At 31.1% G+C, this 18,188-nt stretch carries 19 protein-coding genes; 9 read left to right on the forward strand and 10 right to left on the reverse strand.

The window, feature by feature from the left end; all coding sequences use genetic code 11:
• Positions 1-90: 90 nt before the first annotated feature.
• Entirely contained in the window at positions 91-1,722 is a 1,632-nt protein-coding gene (locus WG945_RS11980; RefSeq protein ID WP_068449298.1) for a LamG domain-containing protein, read from the forward strand.
• Between the two features lie 216 nt (positions 1,723-1,938).
• Positions 1,939-2,571 (forward strand): T9SS type A sorting domain-containing protein, encoded by a 633-nt coding sequence (locus tag WG945_RS11985; protein WP_068449300.1) that lies wholly within the window; start codon positions 1,939-1,941, stop codon positions 2,569-2,571.
• 67 nt (positions 2,572-2,638) lie between these two features.
• Here WG945_RS11985 and purE read toward each other — a convergent pair whose 3' ends face one another.
• Genes purE through WG945_RS12000 form a run of 3 tightly spaced genes read right to left on the reverse strand, consistent with a single transcriptional unit; the run spans position 2,639 to position 4,815 of the window.
• On the reverse strand, positions 2,639-3,118 hold the full coding sequence (gene purE, locus WG945_RS11990; RefSeq protein ID WP_068449301.1) for a 5-(carboxyamino)imidazole ribonucleotide mutase: 480 nt from the start codon (positions 3,116-3,118) through the stop codon (positions 2,639-2,641).
• Positions 3,119-3,172: 54 nt separating this feature from the next.
• The gene (locus tag WG945_RS11995) at positions 3,173-4,336 is read right to left on the reverse strand and encodes a 5-(carboxyamino)imidazole ribonucleotide synthase (protein WP_068449303.1); all 1,164 of its coding nucleotides are present in this window, start codon (positions 4,334-4,336) and stop codon (positions 3,173-3,175) included.
• 53 nt (positions 4,337-4,389) lie between these two features.
• On the reverse strand, positions 4,390-4,815 hold the full coding sequence (locus WG945_RS12000; protein ID WP_068449305.1) for a hypothetical protein: 426 nt from the start codon (positions 4,813-4,815) through the stop codon (positions 4,390-4,392).
• A gap of 189 nt (positions 4,816-5,004) precedes the next feature.
• Here WG945_RS12000 and greA point away from each other — a divergent pair, with 189 nt between their 5' ends.
• From greA to WG945_RS12015, 3 genes are all read left to right on the forward strand, one after another.
• Positions 5,005-5,478, forward strand: a complete 474-nt coding sequence (gene greA, locus WG945_RS12005; protein WP_068449307.1) for a transcription elongation factor GreA — start codon at positions 5,005-5,007, stop codon at positions 5,476-5,478.
• Between the two features lie 199 nt (positions 5,479-5,677).
• The gene (locus tag WG945_RS12010; RefSeq protein WP_068449309.1) at positions 5,678-6,067 is read left to right on the forward strand and encodes an HIT family protein; all 390 of its coding nucleotides are present in this window, start codon (positions 5,678-5,680) and stop codon (positions 6,065-6,067) included.
• Between the two features lies 1 nt (position 6,068).
• Positions 6,069-6,248 carry a hypothetical protein gene (locus WG945_RS12015; protein WP_068449310.1) on the forward strand — a complete coding sequence of 60 codons (180 nt, stop codon included), beginning with the start codon at positions 6,069-6,071 and terminating at the stop codon, positions 6,246-6,248.
• 176 nt (positions 6,249-6,424) lie between these two features.
• Here WG945_RS12015 and WG945_RS12020 read toward each other — a convergent pair whose 3' ends face one another.
• From WG945_RS12020 to WG945_RS12035, 4 genes are all read right to left on the reverse strand, one after another.
• The gene (locus WG945_RS12020; protein WP_068449312.1) at positions 6,425-7,801 is read right to left on the reverse strand and encodes a T9SS type A sorting domain-containing protein; all 1,377 of its coding nucleotides are present in this window, start codon (positions 7,799-7,801) and stop codon (positions 6,425-6,427) included.
• A gap of 107 nt (positions 7,802-7,908) precedes the next feature.
• The gene (locus WG945_RS12025) at positions 7,909-9,783 is read right to left on the reverse strand and encodes a DUF11 domain-containing protein (RefSeq protein ID WP_068449314.1); all 1,875 of its coding nucleotides are present in this window, start codon (positions 9,781-9,783) and stop codon (positions 7,909-7,911) included.
• Between the two features lie 240 nt (positions 9,784-10,023).
• Positions 10,024-11,244, reverse strand: coding sequence for an IgGFc-binding protein (locus tag WG945_RS12030; protein ID WP_068449316.1), 1,221 nt, complete (start codon positions 11,242-11,244; stop codon positions 10,024-10,026).
• A gap of 324 nt (positions 11,245-11,568) precedes the next feature.
• Positions 11,569-12,720: a sensor histidine kinase gene (locus WG945_RS12035; protein WP_068449318.1), complete on the reverse strand. Its 1,152-nt coding sequence runs from the start codon at positions 12,718-12,720 to the stop codon at positions 11,569-11,571.
• Positions 12,721-12,915: 195 nt separating this feature from the next.
• Between WG945_RS12035 and WG945_RS12040 the strand changes: the two genes are divergently transcribed.
• Together WG945_RS12040 and WG945_RS12045 are read left to right on the forward strand one after the other, a co-directional pair.
• The gene (locus WG945_RS12040) at positions 12,916-13,776 is read left to right on the forward strand and encodes a flavin reductase family protein (RefSeq protein ID WP_068449320.1); all 861 of its coding nucleotides are present in this window, start codon (positions 12,916-12,918) and stop codon (positions 13,774-13,776) included.
• A gap of 5 nt (positions 13,777-13,781) precedes the next feature.
• Positions 13,782-14,150 carry a DUF3127 domain-containing protein gene (locus tag WG945_RS12045; protein ID WP_068449396.1) on the forward strand — a complete coding sequence of 123 codons (369 nt, stop codon included), beginning with the start codon at positions 13,782-13,784 and terminating at the stop codon, positions 14,148-14,150.
• A 106-nt stretch (positions 14,151-14,256) separates the two neighbouring features.
• Here the strand turns inward: WG945_RS12045 and WG945_RS12050 are convergent, their stop codons facing one another.
• Complete coding sequence (locus WG945_RS12050; RefSeq protein WP_068449322.1) at positions 14,257-14,502, reverse strand: DUF1456 family protein; 246 nt, start codon at positions 14,500-14,502, stop codon at positions 14,257-14,259.
• A 29-nt stretch (positions 14,503-14,531) separates the two neighbouring features.
• Positions 14,532-15,155, reverse strand: a complete 624-nt coding sequence (locus WG945_RS12055; RefSeq protein ID WP_068449324.1) for a YqaA family protein — start codon at positions 15,153-15,155, stop codon at positions 14,532-14,534.
• A 123-nt stretch (positions 15,156-15,278) separates the two neighbouring features.
• On the opposite strand from WG945_RS12055, the gene aat reads away from it, so the two are divergent.
• Together aat and WG945_RS12065 are read left to right on the forward strand one after the other, a co-directional pair.
• The gene (gene aat, locus WG945_RS12060; protein ID WP_068449326.1) at positions 15,279-15,905 is read left to right on the forward strand and encodes a leucyl/phenylalanyl-tRNA--protein transferase; all 627 of its coding nucleotides are present in this window, start codon (positions 15,279-15,281) and stop codon (positions 15,903-15,905) included.
• Positions 15,906-15,969: 64 nt separating this feature from the next.
• Positions 15,970-16,506 (forward strand): hypothetical protein, encoded by a 537-nt coding sequence (locus WG945_RS12065; protein WP_068449328.1) that lies wholly within the window; start codon positions 15,970-15,972, stop codon positions 16,504-16,506.
• On the opposite strand, the gene WG945_RS12070 is transcribed toward WG945_RS12065, so the two are convergent.
• Positions 16,503-18,173: an RluA family pseudouridine synthase gene (locus WG945_RS12070; RefSeq protein WP_068449330.1), complete on the reverse strand. Its 1,671-nt coding sequence runs from the start codon at positions 18,171-18,173 to the stop codon at positions 16,503-16,505. The genes WG945_RS12065 and WG945_RS12070 overlap by 4 nt on opposite strands.
• Positions 18,174-18,188 lie beyond the last annotated feature (15 nt).

The raw sequence follows: 18,188 nt of genomic DNA on the forward strand, positions 1-18,188 counted from the left end.
GAGTTAATAACTAACTTTAACTTTTTTTTGAAATAAGGGTTGCTTAGGTGCTACTTTTTAATTAAAATACAGAATATATCCCCCTAAATTATGAAGTGCTTTAAAAGTTATTTATTATTTATTTTTTTATTAGTTGTTACTGTAGTTTCTGCTCAGTTACCTTGTAGTGCTGGTTTTAATGCAAATGGTACAGATGATTTTATAACTGTACCTAATACTGATGCAATTAATGTACAAGATACTAGAAACAGAACGGTAGAGTTTTGGTTTAAACCTTCGGATATTACTACGAGACAAGTACTGTATGAAGAAGGAGCACAAGTAAATACAATTATTTTTTTTATTGAAAACGGTAGGATTTATGTTGGTGGCTATAGAAATAATGCAGATGTTGTGGCAAATAGACGTTTCTTTAGATCTGCTATTGGAGATGTAGAAGTTGGTAAATGGAGTCATGTTGCTTTAACCTTAGAAGACACTGCTAGTCCTGATTTAACTTTTAAATGGTTTTTAGACGGAGTTGAAAAAGATGTACAAGATGGTGTTCAAATAAGCAGACATACTGGAGATATTGCTATTGGTAGAAATGGAGGGAATATGAGGTATCCAGAGAGTTTAACGACAAATTGGGTGTCTAGTTCTGTTAGCGGTTCAACTTCAGAAACTTATAGTGGTGTTTTTACAGATCAGTTGAGTGCAGACTATAATTTTAATGGTAATATTTCTTTATTTAGAATTTGGAATGTAGCGAGAACCCAAGCTCAAATAGATACAAATAAATCTACCTATTTAACATCAGGAACTAGTTTAGTAGCGTATCAAGATGGTGACGATATTAAATATCAAGCAAATGGAACCGCGTCTATAGCAGCAACTGCAACAGCAAACGGAAGTGGTACAACTTATACTTGGTCTGTAGGTTCTTCTACAGATTTTTCTAATAATGCTAATTGGTCTGGTACGTCTTCTGATGTAACAAAAACACAAAAAGTTATCATTAATAATAGTACAAATAATCCAATTATAACTGCTACTATAGGAGTTGTTAATATTGGTGATTTAACAGTAGATGCTAATGCAGAAATTACTGTAGAAAGTGGAGCAACTCTTAATGTGTTTTATTCTTTAATTAATAATGGGAAGATTGTAATTAAAGATGGAGGATCATTAATATATCATGCCTGTAATTCTCCAATACAAGGTTTGGGTACTGTCGATATTCAAAAAATTACTCCAACGTATTCTACTAATAAATTCTTTTCATATTGGAGTTCTCCGGTTATTAGTTCAGATTCTAATATTGCAACCGTTTTTTCAGATGCTTCACTTATTTATAAATTCGATGCTGCTGCTGAAAATTCAGATTGGGTTGCTACAGGTACTTCAGATTTTAATACAGGAATTGGATATGCTGTTCGTAATGAAAGTACTGGAGGACAATTAAGAACTTTTTCTGGTAAAATTAATGAAGGTGCTATAGAAGTAGACATATATAATACGTCTAATTTAGAAGGAACAGATTTTGATGGAGTGGTTTGGTCTACAAGTGGAGATAATTTAGTAGGAAATCCATACGCTTCAGCGATAGATTGGGAGTTGGTTATATCAGATTCAGATAATAGTGAAATTGAGGGAACAATGTATCTTTGGGATCAAAACTCGGTTCATATAGGAGAAAACAGACAAGTAGATTATATAGAATATAATGCAACAGGTGGTTAAACTCCTTCTGTAAATAGCGTTATTGGTTCTGGTCAAGGTTTTTTTATAAAAACAACAAGTACAAACCCTAATTTAAAAATCACTTTTAAAACTACACATCAAGTAGAGGGTTTAAATACTAAATTTTTTAAAAGCAACGAGGGGAGTGCTAGTAGTATAAAAAAACAAGGGCGCTCTTGGTTTACTTTTAATCATAATGATATAACAAAAACAATATTGATAGGTTTCGTAGAAGGTGCAACAGATAAGTTTGATAGGTTATATGATGCTCCTTTTGATGTAGAGAAGAAATCTATGGAGTTTTACTCGTTTGTAGAAGATGTACACAAAGCAACTATACAAGGTTTACCTGTTTTAAAAGAGGATACTAAAACAATTAAGGTAGGGTTTGTTGTAGATGAGTTAGGTGATTATTCTATAGATATACAAGAAGAACAAATAGAAGAAGCTTATTATATTTATTTATTAGATACAGAAAAAGGAGTTACTGTAGATTTAAAGCAGTCAGAATATAATTTTACTGTTGATGCTGTTGGAGAAAATAATACAAGATTTAAAGTTGTTTACACTAAAAATAAATTAAAAACATTAAGTGCAGATTCATATGAAATGGATGCAAATAAATTTTTGGTATATCTTAATGAAAGAAAAGAATTAATAGCAACATATAATAATAGTGTAGATGATATAGATGAGGTTTCTGTGTTTAATGTTCAGGGAAGAAAAGTAGCATCTTTTAAAGGAGAACAGAAAATGAATACTTCTAATCTATCATCAGGAGTGTATATTGTAAGTGCTAAATTACAAGATAATAGAAGCTTAAATAGAAAAATAGTGCTTGTAGATTAGTCCTTTAAAAAAGGCAAAAAAAAACTCAGAATTTTATAAATTCTGAGTTTTTTTATTTTAAAAATCATTATTTTCTAACTCTTTCTGAAGCTTGATTTACTTTTAATTTTAATTCTTCTTTGTAAGCGATTATCTTATTTAAAATAAGCTCGTCTGAAGCACCAATAATTTGAGCCGCTAAAATACCTGCATTTTTTGCGCCATCTAAAGCAACAGTTGCAACTGGTACGCCACCTGGCATTTGCAAAATAGATAAAACAGAATCCCAACCATCAATAGAGTTTCTACTCTTTACAGGAACTCCAATTATAGGTAATGGACTCATAGAAGCTACCATTCCTGGTAAATGTGCTGCACCACCGGCTCCAGCAATAATTACTTTTATACCTCTTTTGTGTGCATTTTTAGAGTATTCAACCAGTTTTTCTGGAGTTCTGTGAGCAGAAACAATATCTACTTCTATTTTAATATCAAAACTCTCTAAAATGTCTATTGCTTCTTGCATTATTGGAAGATCAGAATCGCTTCCCATTATTATTCCTACCATATTTTTTCAATTATCAATTATCAGTTATTAATGTTAACTAATAATTGTTTGCTGTTAATTATTTTTACTAATCACTCTAATCGTTTCTTTTACTTCTTGTGCTACTTTTCTAGCAATATCAATGTCAGAATTTACAATAGTAACATGTCCCATTTTACGAAACGGACGTGTTTCTTTTTTTCCGTAGATATGTGGCGTAACACCATCAATTTTTAAAATTTCTTCTATATTCTCGTAAATTACATCACCAGAAAAACCTTCTTCACCAACCAAGTTTACCATAATTCCAGCAACTTTACTATCTGTATTTCCTAACGGAAGATTTAATATTGAGCGTAAATGTTGTTCAAATTGATTGGTATAACTCGCTTCTATAGAATAATGTCCAGAATTATGGGGTCTTGGAGCAACTTCATTCACTAAGATTTTATCATCTACTGTTTGAAACATTTCTACAGCCAACAAGCCAACAAAATCTAAATCACTTACTACTTTTAAGGCAACTTCTCTTGCTTTTTCTGCTATTGTACTATGTATTCTTGCTGGACAAATAACATACTCAACCTGGTTTGCTTCTGGATGAAATTCCATTTCTACAACTGGGTAGGTTTTTACTGCACCAGCAGCGTTTCTAGCTACAATTACTGCCAATTCATTTTTAAACGGAATCAGTTTTTCTGTAATACACTCAACATTTGGTAAAGATTCTAAATCTTCTATATTTCTAACAATTTTTACACCATTACCATCATAACCAAAACGAGCTGCTTTCCAAACAAAAGGAAAATCTATCGTGTTATTTTCATATGAATGTTTAATCTCTGTGGAATGTGCAAAATGAGAAAATTCTGCAGTAGGAATTTCATGATCTACATAAAAATTCTTTTGTCTGGCTTTATTTTGAATAATGCGTAAATCTTTCGGTTTCGGAAAAATGGTTAAACCTTCATCTTCTAGTTTGTCTAAAGCATCTAAGTTTACATTTTCAATTTCAATGGTTAAAACATCTACGGTTTTACCAAAGTTGTAAACGGCATCAAAATCTAGTAAATCTCCAACCACAAACGTGTTACAGATTTCTGCACATGGTGCATTTTTATTAGTTTCTAAAATAGAAGTATGAATGTCTAATTTTTGAGTTTCTGCTAAAAGCATTCTACCTAATTGACCGCCACCAAGAATGCCTAATTTAAAATTTGAAGAATAATAATTTTTCACGTTGAGAATTGTTGTGTTTAGGCAAAAATAAGCAACTTATATAAAGTACCCTATTAATAATTTGTGATTCGAAGTGCGGTTCCACTTTTTGTAACCCTATACTCTATTGCAGGACAGATAAAACCTTCTGTTTGTGGAGCGCCTCCAATTCCTTTTCCAACACCGTATTCGCTGCCATCACATGCACATTTTAGAATAAAACTTCCATTAAAAGTCATTGCTGTAGTGCAATCTCCGGCAGGACACAGTTTATCATAAGCAACAAAATCGGTGCCATTAACATTCATTAAAAGAACGCCTTTAGAGCCTGCATTTAATTCTACATACCCACCAGGAACATTCGCATTTAATAACTGAGGATTGTTTAAATCTGTTACGTAACTTAAAGGTAAAGCTTGTATGCAATTGTTTAAATCGTCATTATTAGAGCAATTTAATAACGTTAAAAAGAAGCTGAAAAATACTATTTTTTTAATCATACAAAAGTTTCATTTTATTTAAAACGTTAGCAAGTTACAAATATTTTGTATATTTGTTATTCGATCTCATTCCTGTTACAGGGCAATGGGATTTTTTAATATAAACCCGTATTGGGTTTTTTTAGTGTAAAAGGGACTTGTTTTTAATAAGTTTATTAAATGTAGGTTACAAATTTAAATAATAAAAAAATGAGCGAGATATCTTATTATTCAGCAGAAGGATTAAAGAAATTGAAAGATGAATTGGTGCAACTAGAACAGGTTGAGCGTCCAAGAGTAACTACAGAAATTGCAGATGCACGAGATAAAGGAGATTTAAGTGAAAATGCAGAATACCATGCTGCAAAAGAAGAACAATCTCACTTAGAATTTAAAATTGCCAAGTTAAAGAATGTTATTTCTAGTGCAAGAATTATAGATGAATCTCAATTAGATACTTCTAAGGTGTTGATTCATTCTATTGTAAAAATAAAAAATGTAGCAAACAAAATGGAATTTTCTTACACGTTGGTGGCAGATTCAGAAACCGATGTTAGAAACGGTAAATTGTCTGTAAACTCTCCAATTGGTAAAGGTTTGTTAGGTAAAGAAGTTGGTGATGTTGCAGAAATTAAAGTACCAAACGGAATTATGAAGTTCGAAATTGTAAATATTTCTAGATAAAGTCATTACAAGAAAGAATGACGAAGTAATCTCTTTATCTATTAAAAGATTGCTTCATTACATTCGCAATGACGTTTTTTATTCATTATAAATTCGGGTTTTAGCATTGCTAGAACCCGAATTCTTTTTTTACCTTTACTACTGTTTGTAAGATCTAGCACAGTTGAGGTCTAATTTATAAATCAATACAATAAACAAAATGAGCATTTTTACAAAAATAATAGAAGGAGAAATTCCTTGTTACAAAGTAGCAGAAGACGATAATTATATTGCTTTTTTAGATATCAACCCAAATGCCAAAGGGCACACTTTGGTAGTTCCAAAAAAGGAAGAAAACAAATTATTCGATTTGTCTAAAGAAGATTATTTAAGTCTTATGGATTTTTCTTACCGTGTTGCAAAGGCTTTAGAAAAAGCAGTTTCTTGTAAAAGAGTTTGTACAAGTGTAATTGGTTTAGAAGTGCCTCATGTACATGTACATTTAGTACCAACAAATGCAATGGAAGATATTCAGTTTACTAAAAAAGTAAAATTAACAAATGATGAGTTTGTTGCGTTGGCGGCAAGTATTTCATCAGAATTTGAATAGAATGAAAAACTGGGTAAAAACAGGATTGATTTGGGGATGTGTAATGTTTATTTTAGTAACTTTTGTTTCTCCTTATCTTTTTAATGAAGAAATTACCTTAAACAGAATTATCATAAATATTTTTTTATGGTTAATTTTAGGCTTGTTATTTGGTTATTCTGTACGCAAAAAATTACAATAAGTATCTAAAAGAGCTTTTTTTTAATCTGAATTTATTTAAAATTCTTATAATTTTTAAGATTAGTAGTTTTAAACTATGTCGTATTTATTAAAAAGAAAAACCACGTTTTCATAAAAGAAAACGTGGTTTTAAATATTCAATCAAAAATATTCAATCAAAAATATTTTATAGAAAATTTATTTTACTAATATCTTTTTACTAATATTCCCTTTTTCTGTAGCAATATTTACAATATAAATAGATTCAGAAATGGTATTAATTTTCAATCTATTTTGGGTTGTATTGGTTTCAATAGTATTCCATTCAGCCGCTTTCTGACCTAATAAATTAAATAAAGTTACCTTTTTTAATTCTAAATTACTGTTGTTCTCAATTACCAATTCTTTGGCGTTATTATCTAAGTAAATAGAAACGTTGTTCTCTAAAATTACATCTTCTATCCCTAATACTTGGCTTTTAGTAGTTTCAGAAAAAGCAAGTACAAAGCGGTCTGTGTAGGTTCCTTTTGCAAGTGTTAAAACAATACTTGCATCATTAAGTAAATAAGAGGTGCTTGTTAATTTATCTTTAATATAAACGTTTCTGTTAATCGCATTCCATTCATCAATGCTAATTGCTACTTGTCCGTCCTTAGAAATAACCAACTCTAAAGGGATTTCTAGTTCTTCAGAAATACTTTGTACACCGGTAATTACATATTTTTCATCAGAGTTTGGAAACTTCCAATAGATATCAGTTGTTCCTACATCATAAATTTCTGTGTCATATCCTTTATCAAAATCAAAAGAGTTATTGTCTTTAAATGAAATGGCTAATTGTCTATGTAAATTGAAGTTATTATCATTTGTATAACTCATTCCTAATTTAATAATTGGTAATGTATCTGTAAGGCTTGTTTTAGCAGCAGATTTTTTATTTTCACTTTTAAAGAAATAAGAATTTGCTCCTTCTTGTACATATTCCCTTTGGCTGTTGTTAAAAACAATAGGTCCAGAAAGTACATCATCTCCTTGTATAAAAAAACCTTGACCGATTGCTATAAAGGCTTTTGGCTCTGTATAAGATCCACTACCTAAAGTAGGTGTACCATTATTACTTTTATTATTGTCAACTACACTGTTTGCAGCAACGCCTCCAGATAAGTTTCTAACAGCATATCCACCAACGTATCCACCATAATTATGTCCTTCAGAACCATTACTAGAACTTTCTTCTCCTACATGTTCCCAAAAATATAAACTACCGTTCGTAACATCTAAATTATCTTGAATAAACTTTTTACTACTCATTGCAGATGCATACGGGTTTCCTACTAAATAAGAGTCTCTTGCATTAATAGTTGTTGTTAATTCTCCATCTTTAGGAGTACCAACAAAAGTATAATTTTGTGCAGCACCAGGACCTTTAAAAGTAAATCCATCGGTTTGTGAAATTGTTTCACTTTTGTATTTATGAGACCAACCAGATCTTCCATTAGATCCTGTTGCATATGTGTATATCCAATGATCTGCTATAGAAATAGGTGATGTAGTATTACCATCATAACCCCCCACAAAGTTAATGTCTGTAATTGTAGAAGTTGCAGAGGTTGGTATTGTGCCGTCTTTTAAAACATCTTTTATAGTAAATGTTGTTGCATTAAGAGTATGTACAGGAGAGCTTAATAATTATATCTGTACTTACTTGGTACTGTAGAGTTTTGGTCTACTAATAATTTACCGTTTCCAGTAACTTTAGATGCTGTTTTATGCGTTTGAATTAACTGTGCCTTATTAGTATTGTCTGAACTAATTAAGCGTATTTCATCGTTTGTATCTTTAATAATTATTTCATTTGTAACTACTAATAGGTTATCTGTAATTGTAAAAATACTACTTTCTTTAACTTCTAATTTTCTAGCACTTAACTTACCTGTATGATTATAATCTTCAGAAACCTTTACATTTCTAGATCTATCTGGGTATCCGTTTGTCCAAACACTACTACCTAATACGGTAGTTCTGTCTGTGAATTGAAATCTACGTAAACCTGGTTTAATATTGGCTTCATCATTAGCAGTAGCTATTTCAGATAATAAAGGATCGTGTGCATGACGTTCTATAGCATTATCATTTACTAAATCTGAATAGGTAATAATATTATCATTTATAAAAGCAACCCATTCTGTTGCATCTGCAGTTTTATTTGGTGCAGAAACTTCATCAATACGCACATAGCTTGTATTGTCTTCTATAGATGCTATCACATCAATCCTTGATGCCCAAGCATTCGTATTAGATATTCTAGTTAAGGCTATATTATCATTGGCATCATCAAAATCTGTAACATTTGTATCAACTATTTCAGAAGCTGTAGAAAGCTTGTTAGAAACGGTTCCTGCAGATATTAATAGAGATTCACCCGGGTTAATAGCATTTGTGTTAGAGATAAAAGCAGTTGGCGTATTATCTGTTTGATCTCCAGAGGTGTTTTTAAAGAGTGCAATAATAGCTGCATTTGGTGCAACAATATTTGTAGCATCTGTATTGGTAATTTCTATCCAACGTTCTGTATTTGTTTGGTATACTTGTGTAATCATAGCAACTCCACAAACATTTGTAGCAGCATCTAAAGCATAGGTGCTATAAGTAGAAGTATAATTTGTAGAGGTTGTAGAGGTGTCATTAGTTTCTAAGCTAGTTGCTAATCCATTACTACCAATAGGGTTATTTGTAATGTTTATAACAGCGTTTGTAACGTTTGTAATTGTGTTGTTAGAAGTATTTGTACCATAACCATTGGTTACATTTGTATTTGTTAATACGGCAGGTATACCAGCTTCTATAGTGTCTGGGCAGCCATCACCATCAGAATCTAAGTCTAATGAATTAGGGATACCGTCATTATCAATATCATTACTTCCTTCTACAGTGTCTAAAATACCATCGTTATCATCGTCTATATCATTTACATCTGCAACGCCATCAGCATCAGTATCTCTTAAAATATTAAAAGAAACAGAAGGAGCATCTGTAGTCTTGTTACTATCTTCTTGGTCTTGTGTGTTTGTTACTGTGTTTGTTAATGAAGAGCTAACCGCTGTACCTGTCATTGGGTTAACGATTGCTTTTATTGTAATCGTTTCTATTTGTCCGCTTGTAAGTGTTCCTACTGTCCAATTTGGTTCAGACCAAGAACCTGTACTCGCTTCTGCACTACATATTTTTAATCCAGCAGGAATAACATCTGAAATGTTAACATTTGTTACTGCGTCTAATCCTTTACTTTCTACTGTAATTTTAAAAGTAATTGTATCCCCTTCTATAACTTCTGTTTTGTCAGCAGTTTTGTTTACAACAACATCAGGATTACAATAATAAGCAGAAATAGATTTAGAATCATAAGTACAACCTCCTTTAGAAACACGTACGTAATAATCTCCAGCTTCTGTTGGAGTATATGTATGGTTTGTTGCTCCTTGTACCAAAGTACCATTGTCATACCATTGATAAGTTTCAAAATCTTTATTAACTACTTCAATTGAACCACTTGGCAAACATCCCCCACCTGTAATGGCTAATACTGTAGCCGGTTCAGTGTCAAATCCAGAAAAATATCCTGCGACACCAATGTTCGTGCTTTGTCCTGTAAAACCAACTGCTATTGGCCCACTAGACTCTACAGAAACGTTTCCACTAAGTCCTGAAACATAAAAAGTTTTCCAATCTGAATTACCAGAAACAGCTTCTGCTGGATCTAAATTTATTCTAGTACCATTATCTTTTAAATAAATAGATCAGCGGTCTGTTGTTGTAGATGCAATAATAAAGACTCCTCCAGTAACAGGCGTCCCAGATAAGTCTGTTATATTGTGTATAAAATCCATGGTGTCTGGTAGTAAACAGCTTACAGGTGCCACGAAATTTAAACTAACTGTTTTAGTTGCTGAGCTTCCAGAAAGTACTTGATATGCATATACGTTCTTTGTAGATTTTACAAACATGTTTTTTCCAACTGATGAACCAGAATAGTAAGAAGCAGGTATTTCTACATATTCTCCAATACCAATTGTAGCAAATGGAGTAGTAGTTTCATCACTTGTATTTACAAATATATTTGTATTTGCTTGCGTTCCTATAATAATAACAAACTCATTACTAGATCCTCCTTGGCCACGAACAAAAACATATTCTTTACCTAATTTATCTTCTGGTACGGGTTGATCTGCACCAGCATCTCTAGCTTGACTAGTAGCACTTACTCCAAAATTTAACATCCCATTACTAATAGCAATGTCTTTATTAAAATTAATAGAAGCTCCAATCCAACCATCTATATTTGCTGTTGCAGCACTTTTTGCAGCTTCAACAACATAAGATTCTCCTTTGTTAAGTGTTATTTCAATAGCGTTTGCAGTAATACCATCTATATCATTTTGTAATCTAAATTCACAAGCAGGGTCATAACCGTTTATGGTAATTTCTGTATTGTCTTCTGTAGCCATAATACCTAAAGTAGCATTTATACTGTTATGGCTTGCTTCAATTGGTGCTCCTCCCCATTTAAATTTTTGGCCTAAAGCGGCTCTACCTTTAGAGGTGATTGAAGTACCTTGTGCGCTAGAACGTCCTCTATAGTTTACATAAAACTCTTCTCCATTGGGAGCTTCAATACGTAAACCACTATTCTTTAAAACAACTCCAGTATTTGTATTGGATACTAATGTTATGTTGTTATCTCCGTTTGCTAAGCTATAAATTATTGGTGTAGATTTAGATAGAGAAAGGGTAGCAATAGCATTGGTATTAGTTCCTTGATAAATTTTAACCTCGAAACTATTTGTTTCTGGTGTTGATAAATATAAACTCTGTTGCTTAACAGATTGATTATTTGAATGTTGCTTTAAAGGAGGTAAAAAGTGTAAGTCGCTTAATTGACCATAACTTATTTGAGAAAAAGTAAATAGAATGATAAATATAGATGCTCTCTTTAATTTTTTTAAACTTAAGATGTTCATATATAGCTAGTTTTTTTAATTTATAATATCATTTGGAGCTACAAATTTACTGATGAGGTTTAAAAAAATAGGGTGTTTTTATTCGAGTGGTTTTTTTCTGTATTTAAAATGCGGTTTAGTATAGTTGAACTGCTTTTGTAGTTAGGTAAAATTGGTTGAATGCCCTTTTAATAAGAAAAGGAAATGTAGTTTTTAGAAGTTATTGACTGCTTAAAGAATAGTCATTTTATCAATAAAATAAAGGGATGACAAGAGTTTGGAGTTTACTTAAGATAGTAAAAGAACCTTTTTAAAGTAAGGTTTTTTTTTGTTAAAACCATTCAACTACACTTTATCTAAGAGGATCTCAAAAGTAGTTCCTTTTTCAATTTCAGATTTTTGTACAAATATTTTTCCTTTGTGATAATCAGCAACAATACGTTTAGAAAGTGATAATCCTAAGCCCCAACCACGTTTTTTGGTAGTGAAACCGGGTTTAAAAATTTGTTTAAATAATTTTTTAGGCATTCCTTTACCAGTATCGGTAATGGTGATTTTTACCTTTTTAGCGGTGTTTTCTATAGTTAGTTGTAGTTGTCCCTTGCCTAACATGGCGTCAATAGCATTCTTAATAAGGTTTTCTATAACCCAGCCAAATAACTCTGTATTTAAATTGGTGTAAATTTCAGCATCTGTAGTAGAAAAAGAGAAGGATATTTGCTTAGAACTTCTAGATTCTAGGTAATCGAAAGCTTGTTTGGTAACGGCAACCACATTTTCTTTTTCTAGTTCTGGTGTAGAACCAATTTTAGAAAAACGATTTGCAATGGTGTTTAATCTACTAACATCTTTTTCTATTTCTGCGACATATTTATCATCAACCTTTTCCATTTTTAAAATGGCAATCCAACCTAAAAGAGAAGACAAAGGCGTACCAATTTGATGTGCTGTTTCTTTAGCCATTCCTGTCCAAAGTTGATTGGTTTCTGCAACTTTATTAGAGTTGTAAAACATATAAATAACACTTAAAAAGAGAAATAAAATTAAAATTAATGCAATTGGATAGTAGGTTAATCTGTTTAATAAATCGGAATTTCGATAATAAATAAACTGTTTGTTTTTGCCTTTATAACTCACTTCAATGGGCTCATTTTCGGCCTTCATTTCTATAAGTTGTTTTTCTAAATATTTAGGATTTGAAGCTTTTACAGAGTCAAGGTTTTGAAAATATTCTATTTCTCCTTTGTCATTTACCAGAATCATTGGAATATTACTGTTGTTCTCAATTATTTTTAAGGGTAAATCTACATTGGCATCTAAGTTGGTGTCGCTAGCAATTTCTTTTTGAGCGGTTGCTAAAATTTCCATTTTAATACGTTCTTCATGCTTAAATTTTTGAAAGAAAGTATAGGTATTCCACAAGATTAAAGAAACAATAATAAACGAAACAAGAATTGTAATTCGTTTAAATAAAAGGGTGTTCGAAAAAATTTTCATCAAAACAAATATAAGGTTTCCTCTGTATAACTCATTTAAAGATTAGATAGTATCTTTACAAAGCAAAAATATTTGCCAGTTAGCATATTTGCTTTTTATCAAAATATATTTTGATAAAGGGTGTTGAACGAAGATGATCTATTTCGTTAAACTGTTTAGTTGTGCTCTAAATGGCATTTAGTAAAATTTATAAGTATGCTATCTATTAACCCAAAAGAGATTACAACCCAAAAATTACACAGTTATTTATTAGGTGCCATTGCGCCAAGACCTATTGCTTTTGCAAGTACGGTTGATGCAGATGGGAATCCGAATTTATCACCTTTTAGTTTTTTTAATATTTTTGGAGCAAACCCACCAATATTAATCTTTTCTCCAGCAAGAAGGGTAAAAGATAATACTACAAAACACACGCTAGAAAATGTTTTGGCTACCAAAGAAGTGGTTATAAATGTGGTAAATTATGCCATGGTACAACAAATGTCTTTAAGTAGTACAGAATATCCGCAAGGTGTAAATGAGTTTGAAAAAGCAGGGTTTACCATGTTAGCTTCAGAGAGGGTAAAACCTTTTAGAGTAGCAGAATCTCCTGTGCAATTAGAGTGTAAGGTAAATGATGTTATTTTTACTGGTGATGAAGGTGGAGCAGGAAATTTAATAATTTGTCAGGTAGTTAAAGTACATATTTCTGAAGATGTTTTAGCGGAAGACGGAAGCATAGATCAACATAAAATAGACTTGGTCGCAAGAGCAGGAGGTAGTTTTTATACTAGGGCAAAAGAAGGCTTTTTTGAGATACCAAAACCAGTAAGTACTTTAGGTATTGGAGTTGATAAAATACCTTTAGAAATAAGAAATAGTACGGTGTTAACGGGTAATAATTTAGGGATGTTAGGTAATGTAGAACAATTGCCAACAGAAGCAGATGTTAATAACTTTAAGAAAGATCATTTAGAGTTTATTGGACTAGAAACCACAAAAAAACATACATTTGCCCAAGAGTATTTAAAAAAGAATGATGTAGAAAGTGCTTGGAAAGTGCTTTTATTAAATTAGAAATTATGGAAGTTATTGGTAAAGTAAAATTAATTGGAGACGTTCAAACATTTGGATCAAACGGATTTCAAAAAAGAGAATTAGTGGTTACAACAGATGATCAATATCCGCAAATGATTAATATCGAGTTTCAACAAGATAAAACTGATTTATTAAACAATTACAAAGTTGGTCAAGATGTAAAAGTTTCTATCAATTTAAGAGGTAGAGAATGGATTAACCCACAAGGTGAAGCTAAATATTTTAACTCAATAGTTGGGTGGAGAATAGAAAATTTATCTCAAGCGTCTGCAGGTGGTAATTTACCTCCAGTAGATCAATTTGAGCCTGCATCTAAAGTTACAGATGAAGAGCCAGATGATTTACCTTTCTAGAAAGGTATATTTCTAAATATAAAAAAAAGAGTGTAAATTAAATTTACACTCTTTTTTTTATATAAAATTTTGTCTTGTTTCTTGTACTTAATAAGAAACTATAAACTTATTTCTTCTCACCTTTTTTAGGCATTGGTCCACGTAAATGAACAACCAATCCGTTTAAGAAGTTACGTAATATTTGATCCTGACATTCTACATATTTAGGGTGTTCTTCACTTCTAAATAAAGCACCTAATTCTGCTTTACTTACTTTAAAGTCTACCAAAGCACAAATTTCTACAATATCTGTATCGCGTAATTTATGAGCTACACGTAGTTTTTTTAAAATGTCATTATTTGTTAATCCCATAATACTAATATAATTATTTTAATCTGAGTTTAATGTACAACTTGAAAAATTGCCCAAGCATATATTGCAAATCTAACAAAACGAAATAAACCAAAAAAGACAACTTTATTAAATGGATATTTTATCATTCCTGCAGCAATACAAGCAATTGAAAAAGGTAATGGTAATAAGGCGCCTACCAATATTAAGATGCCACCCCATTTACGAGTGTTTTTTAGGTTTTTAGCCATTTTTACTTCTAAATATTCCTTTACTGATGCTATTTTTAAAGCTGTTTTTCCTAAAAAGTAAGAAATTAATCCACCGCAATAAGATAAAGTAGCTAAAATTGCTAAGTTTAATATTGGATCAGGTGTTTTTTTAGACCACGCAATAAACATTTCTGGCGGTACTAGCCCTAATAAGGTTTCAGAAACAAAAAAGAATATTAAAACTGTAAGTCTAGAAACTGTTTCTGTAAAATGATGCAAGCCTTCATTAATATCATATACATATTTATTAAAAAGAAATAAGCTTGCAACAACAATAACAATTGGCCAAAAAGCTTTCTTTAAGCTCTCCCAGATAAACATATAAAACCCTGTTCTATGGAAATAGGAGTGCATTAGTTTAGCTCTATGCGTTTTTGTTTTTTTTTTTGTTTTTTTTGCCATTTTTAGATTCCTCTTTTTCTTTAAATAGGTTACAAAAATAAGGACTTAATTTTTATAAAGTGAATAATAATTTATATTCCTACTCTTTTATGAATTCCTTAATTTAGCAACAAATAAATTCTTATGATTTGGCTTACAGATAAAATTGATTTCCCACCTTATGAATATACCACAAATGATGGAATTATCGCTCTAGGTGGAGATTTATCTGACGAACGTTTAATTTATGCCTACAAAAATGGAATTTTCCCATGGTTTTCAGAAGGAGAGCCAATTGTTTGGTATTGTCCGTTAGAAAGAATGGTGTTGTTTCCGGATGCTATAAAAGTTTCTAAATCGATGCGTAAAATTATCAATAAAAATCAATTTGCCATAACAGAGAATAAAGCATTTAAAGAAGTGATTTACTACTGTAAAAATATTGAAAGAAGTGATGGTTTTGGTACTTGGATAACTGATGATATGGAGCAGGCCTACATCAATTTGCATAAAAAAGGCATCGCAAAATCTATAGAAGTATGGTTTAATAATGAGTTAGTTGGTGGTTTGTATGGTTTAGAAATAAATACTATTTTCTGTGGAGAAAGTATGTTTAGTAAAGTTTCTAATGCTTCTAAGTTGGCATTTATTCATCTCGCCGAAAAGAAAGAATATACTTTAATCGATTGCCAAATGTATAATGATCATTTAGCGAGTTTAGGCGCTCAAGAAATTGATAGAAATACATTTTTAAAAATACTAAAAGTTTAAAATTTTAAAAAAATATAAGCAATGGAATAGTTGTTGCTGAGGTTCTGATATCCAATACCTTGCAATGAAAAAAATACTACTTTCACTCCTGTTTTTTTGTACGATTCAAACTTTATTATCACAAGAAAAACTTGGACAACCTTTTTTTACTGGTTCAGCAAATTTAACCTTTGCTGTTAATGAACATTATACGTTAGATCCAGACGATGGTGAAACATTTTTAATTCCTTCAGCAATTTTTTTTAGAATGGGTTTTGGGTGCGAAATTAAAAAAAGAGTTGCCATAAGTGTAAATGGTGGTTTCGATTATCATTGGAATTATGCCGTAAGTGCTTTTCCAACTTACGTGAGTTTAAAATACAATATAACCGAAGATGAAGGAGATAATTTTTTTTCCGAAGTGAGTTACGGAAAAATGTGGCGTCCATCTAGTAATTATCCTAACGGAAATTATTACCGAATAGGGTTAGGTACTCAAGTTGCAGGAGCAGAAAGATGGAACACAATAGTTCGTTTAGACTTTCATAGAAAAGGAATCATCGGCTTCGAAAATAACAGATTAGACAGTGTTTCTTTAGGGATCGGTTTCTCGTTTTTCTAAAAATCTGGGGTCACTGTAAAACTCATTTTCTTATGAGTTGTAGGGTGTGAAAATTCTATGAATTCAGCATGTAAATGCAACCTGTTTTCTTTATTTCCATACAAGTCATCACCAACAATTGGTGTATTTAGTCCTTTTATATGAGCGGAATGTACTCTTAATTGATGCGTTCTTCCTGTAATTGGGTAGAAATGAACTTTTGTTTTTCCGTTTTGTCTATCGATGATTTTCCAATCGGTTTCTGCATTTTTTCCATGAACAAAATCTACTAATTGTTTAGGTCTATCGTCTAAATCTACACGCAAAGGAAGTTTTATTTTACCACTTTCTTCGGTTAGGTTTCCATCTAATAAAGCAACATATCGTTTTTTTACAGTTCTGTTTATAAACTGACTTTGTAATACTTTATTGGCTTCTTTTGTTTTGGTCAATAATAAAATTCCAGAAGTAGACATGTCTAATCTGTGAACAATTAATGGACCCGTAGCATCTGGATATTTCTCTTTAATTCGCGTATATACAGAATCTGAAATGTCCTTTCCTGGTACAGATAAAAACTCCGTTGGTTTATTTACAACTAATAAAACATCATCTTCATAAATGATTTCTAATTCTTGTTTCTCTGCTAAATTTTCTAACAATAAATTTTCATCCATTGCAATACCTTCTAACATGTGTGTTAAAATAGGTTTGCATCTGCCTTGGCAGGCAGGATAAAAGTTCTTATGTTTTCTAATAGCGGAGTTTGGCGAGATTCCCCACCAAAATTCTGCCATACAAATAGGCGTTAAATCGTTTAAAAAAGCATGTTGTAATAATTTAGGAGCAGAACATTCTCCGGATCCTGCAGGTGGTTTTATAGCAGGATTTGTAAAAATATCTAATAAATTACGCAGCTCTTTTTTTTGATTTAAGAAAGCATATTTACTGAAAAGAGTTTGTTGTAAATAGTTAGATTTTTCTTTTCTTTCTTTTTTTAAGAATGCAATTTTATCTTCAAAAAGAGCTAATTCCGTTCTTTTTTTAGCAATTTTATCGTCGTAATATTCTAAAAGTTCTTTGTAATAAAATTGATTATTAAAACTTTCTTGGACTAATTTTTTATTTAAAACATTAAAATCAGCTTCATTTAAAGTTGCTTGTCCGTTGGTCTTTCTTCTTTTTCTATCTTTTTTCTGAAGATTCATTTTTCTCCTCTCCAGCATTAAATCGTCTTCTATTTCTTTTGATAATTTTTTAACAGATTTTTTTAGCTTTAAATAGCTTCTATCCTTTTTTAAAAGAGATAATTGTGCGTTTATTTTATCTATTTCTTGCTCTCCTTTAATATAGAAACTTCCTTCTGTTCTCATATTAAAAACAGGCGGAACAAATTTTTCAGGCAAACTTTTATCTGCTAATTTTCCTGAAAAGGCAGCTAAATAACCAATTTCATTTTGTTTGTTTTTAACCACCAAAACTCCAAACATTTTACCAATAGGTAATGTTTCTTGTTCTTCGGATAATCCAAAATTGTGTGTAAAGTCCGTTTGGTTTTCTAAATATTCTTGCAATTCATTTGTAGCAATTGTTGCTAATTGATGAGGTTGATAGTAAAAGGGAAAAGTAAATTTTTTTGGAAGTTCAATTCCTGAAATATCGGCTTTAAAATTTTGGAAATAATTCAAATTTTAAAATTATAA

It is taken from the genome of Polaribacter atrinae, assembly GCF_038023995.1.
GTDB classification, from domain to species: domain Bacteria; phylum Bacteroidota; class Bacteroidia; order Flavobacteriales; family Flavobacteriaceae; genus Polaribacter; species Polaribacter atrinae.

What these genes read in the sequence shown, in the direction of transcription:
- WG945_RS11980 (WP_068449298.1), top strand. Translation starts at nt 91, where the DNA reads ATGAAGTGCTTTAAAAGTTATTTATTATTTATTTTTTTATTAGTTGTT.
- purE (WP_068449301.1), bottom strand. Translation starts at nt 3,118, where the DNA reads ATGGTAGGAATAATAATGGGAAGCGATTCTGATCTTCCAATAATGCAA.
- WG945_RS12000 (WP_068449305.1), bottom strand. Translation starts at nt 4,815, where the DNA reads ATGATTAAAAAAATAGTATTTTTCAGCTTCTTTTTAACGTTATTAAAT.
- greA (WP_068449307.1), top strand. Translation starts at nt 5,005, where the DNA reads ATGAGCGAGATATCTTATTATTCAGCAGAAGGATTAAAGAAATTGAAA.
- WG945_RS12010 (WP_068449309.1), top strand. Translation starts at nt 5,678, where the DNA reads ATGAGCATTTTTACAAAAATAATAGAAGGAGAAATTCCTTGTTACAAA.
- WG945_RS12015 (WP_068449310.1), top strand. Translation starts at nt 6,069, where the DNA reads ATGAAAAACTGGGTAAAAACAGGATTGATTTGGGGATGTGTAATGTTT.
- WG945_RS12030 (WP_068449316.1), bottom strand. Translation starts at nt 11,244, where the DNA reads ATGAACATCTTAAGTTTAAAAAAATTAAAGAGAGCATCTATATTTATC.
- WG945_RS12035 (WP_068449318.1), bottom strand. Translation starts at nt 12,720, where the DNA reads ATGAAAATTTTTTCGAACACCCTTTTATTTAAACGAATTACAATTCTT.
- WG945_RS12040 (WP_068449320.1), top strand. Translation starts at nt 12,916, where the DNA reads ATGCTATCTATTAACCCAAAAGAGATTACAACCCAAAAATTACACAGT.
- WG945_RS12045 (WP_068449396.1), top strand. Translation starts at nt 13,782, where the DNA reads ATGGAAGTTATTGGTAAAGTAAAATTAATTGGAGACGTTCAAACATTT.
- WG945_RS12050 (WP_068449322.1), bottom strand. Translation starts at nt 14,502, where the DNA reads ATGGGATTAACAAATAATGACATTTTAAAAAAACTACGTGTAGCTCAT.
- WG945_RS12055 (WP_068449324.1), bottom strand. Translation starts at nt 15,155, where the DNA reads ATGGCAAAAAAAACAAAAAAAAAAACAAAAACGCATAGAGCTAAACTA.
- aat (WP_068449326.1), top strand. Translation starts at nt 15,279, where the DNA reads ATGATTTGGCTTACAGATAAAATTGATTTCCCACCTTATGAATATACC.
- WG945_RS12065 (WP_068449328.1), top strand. Translation starts at nt 15,970, where the DNA reads ATGAAAAAAATACTACTTTCACTCCTGTTTTTTTGTACGATTCAAACT.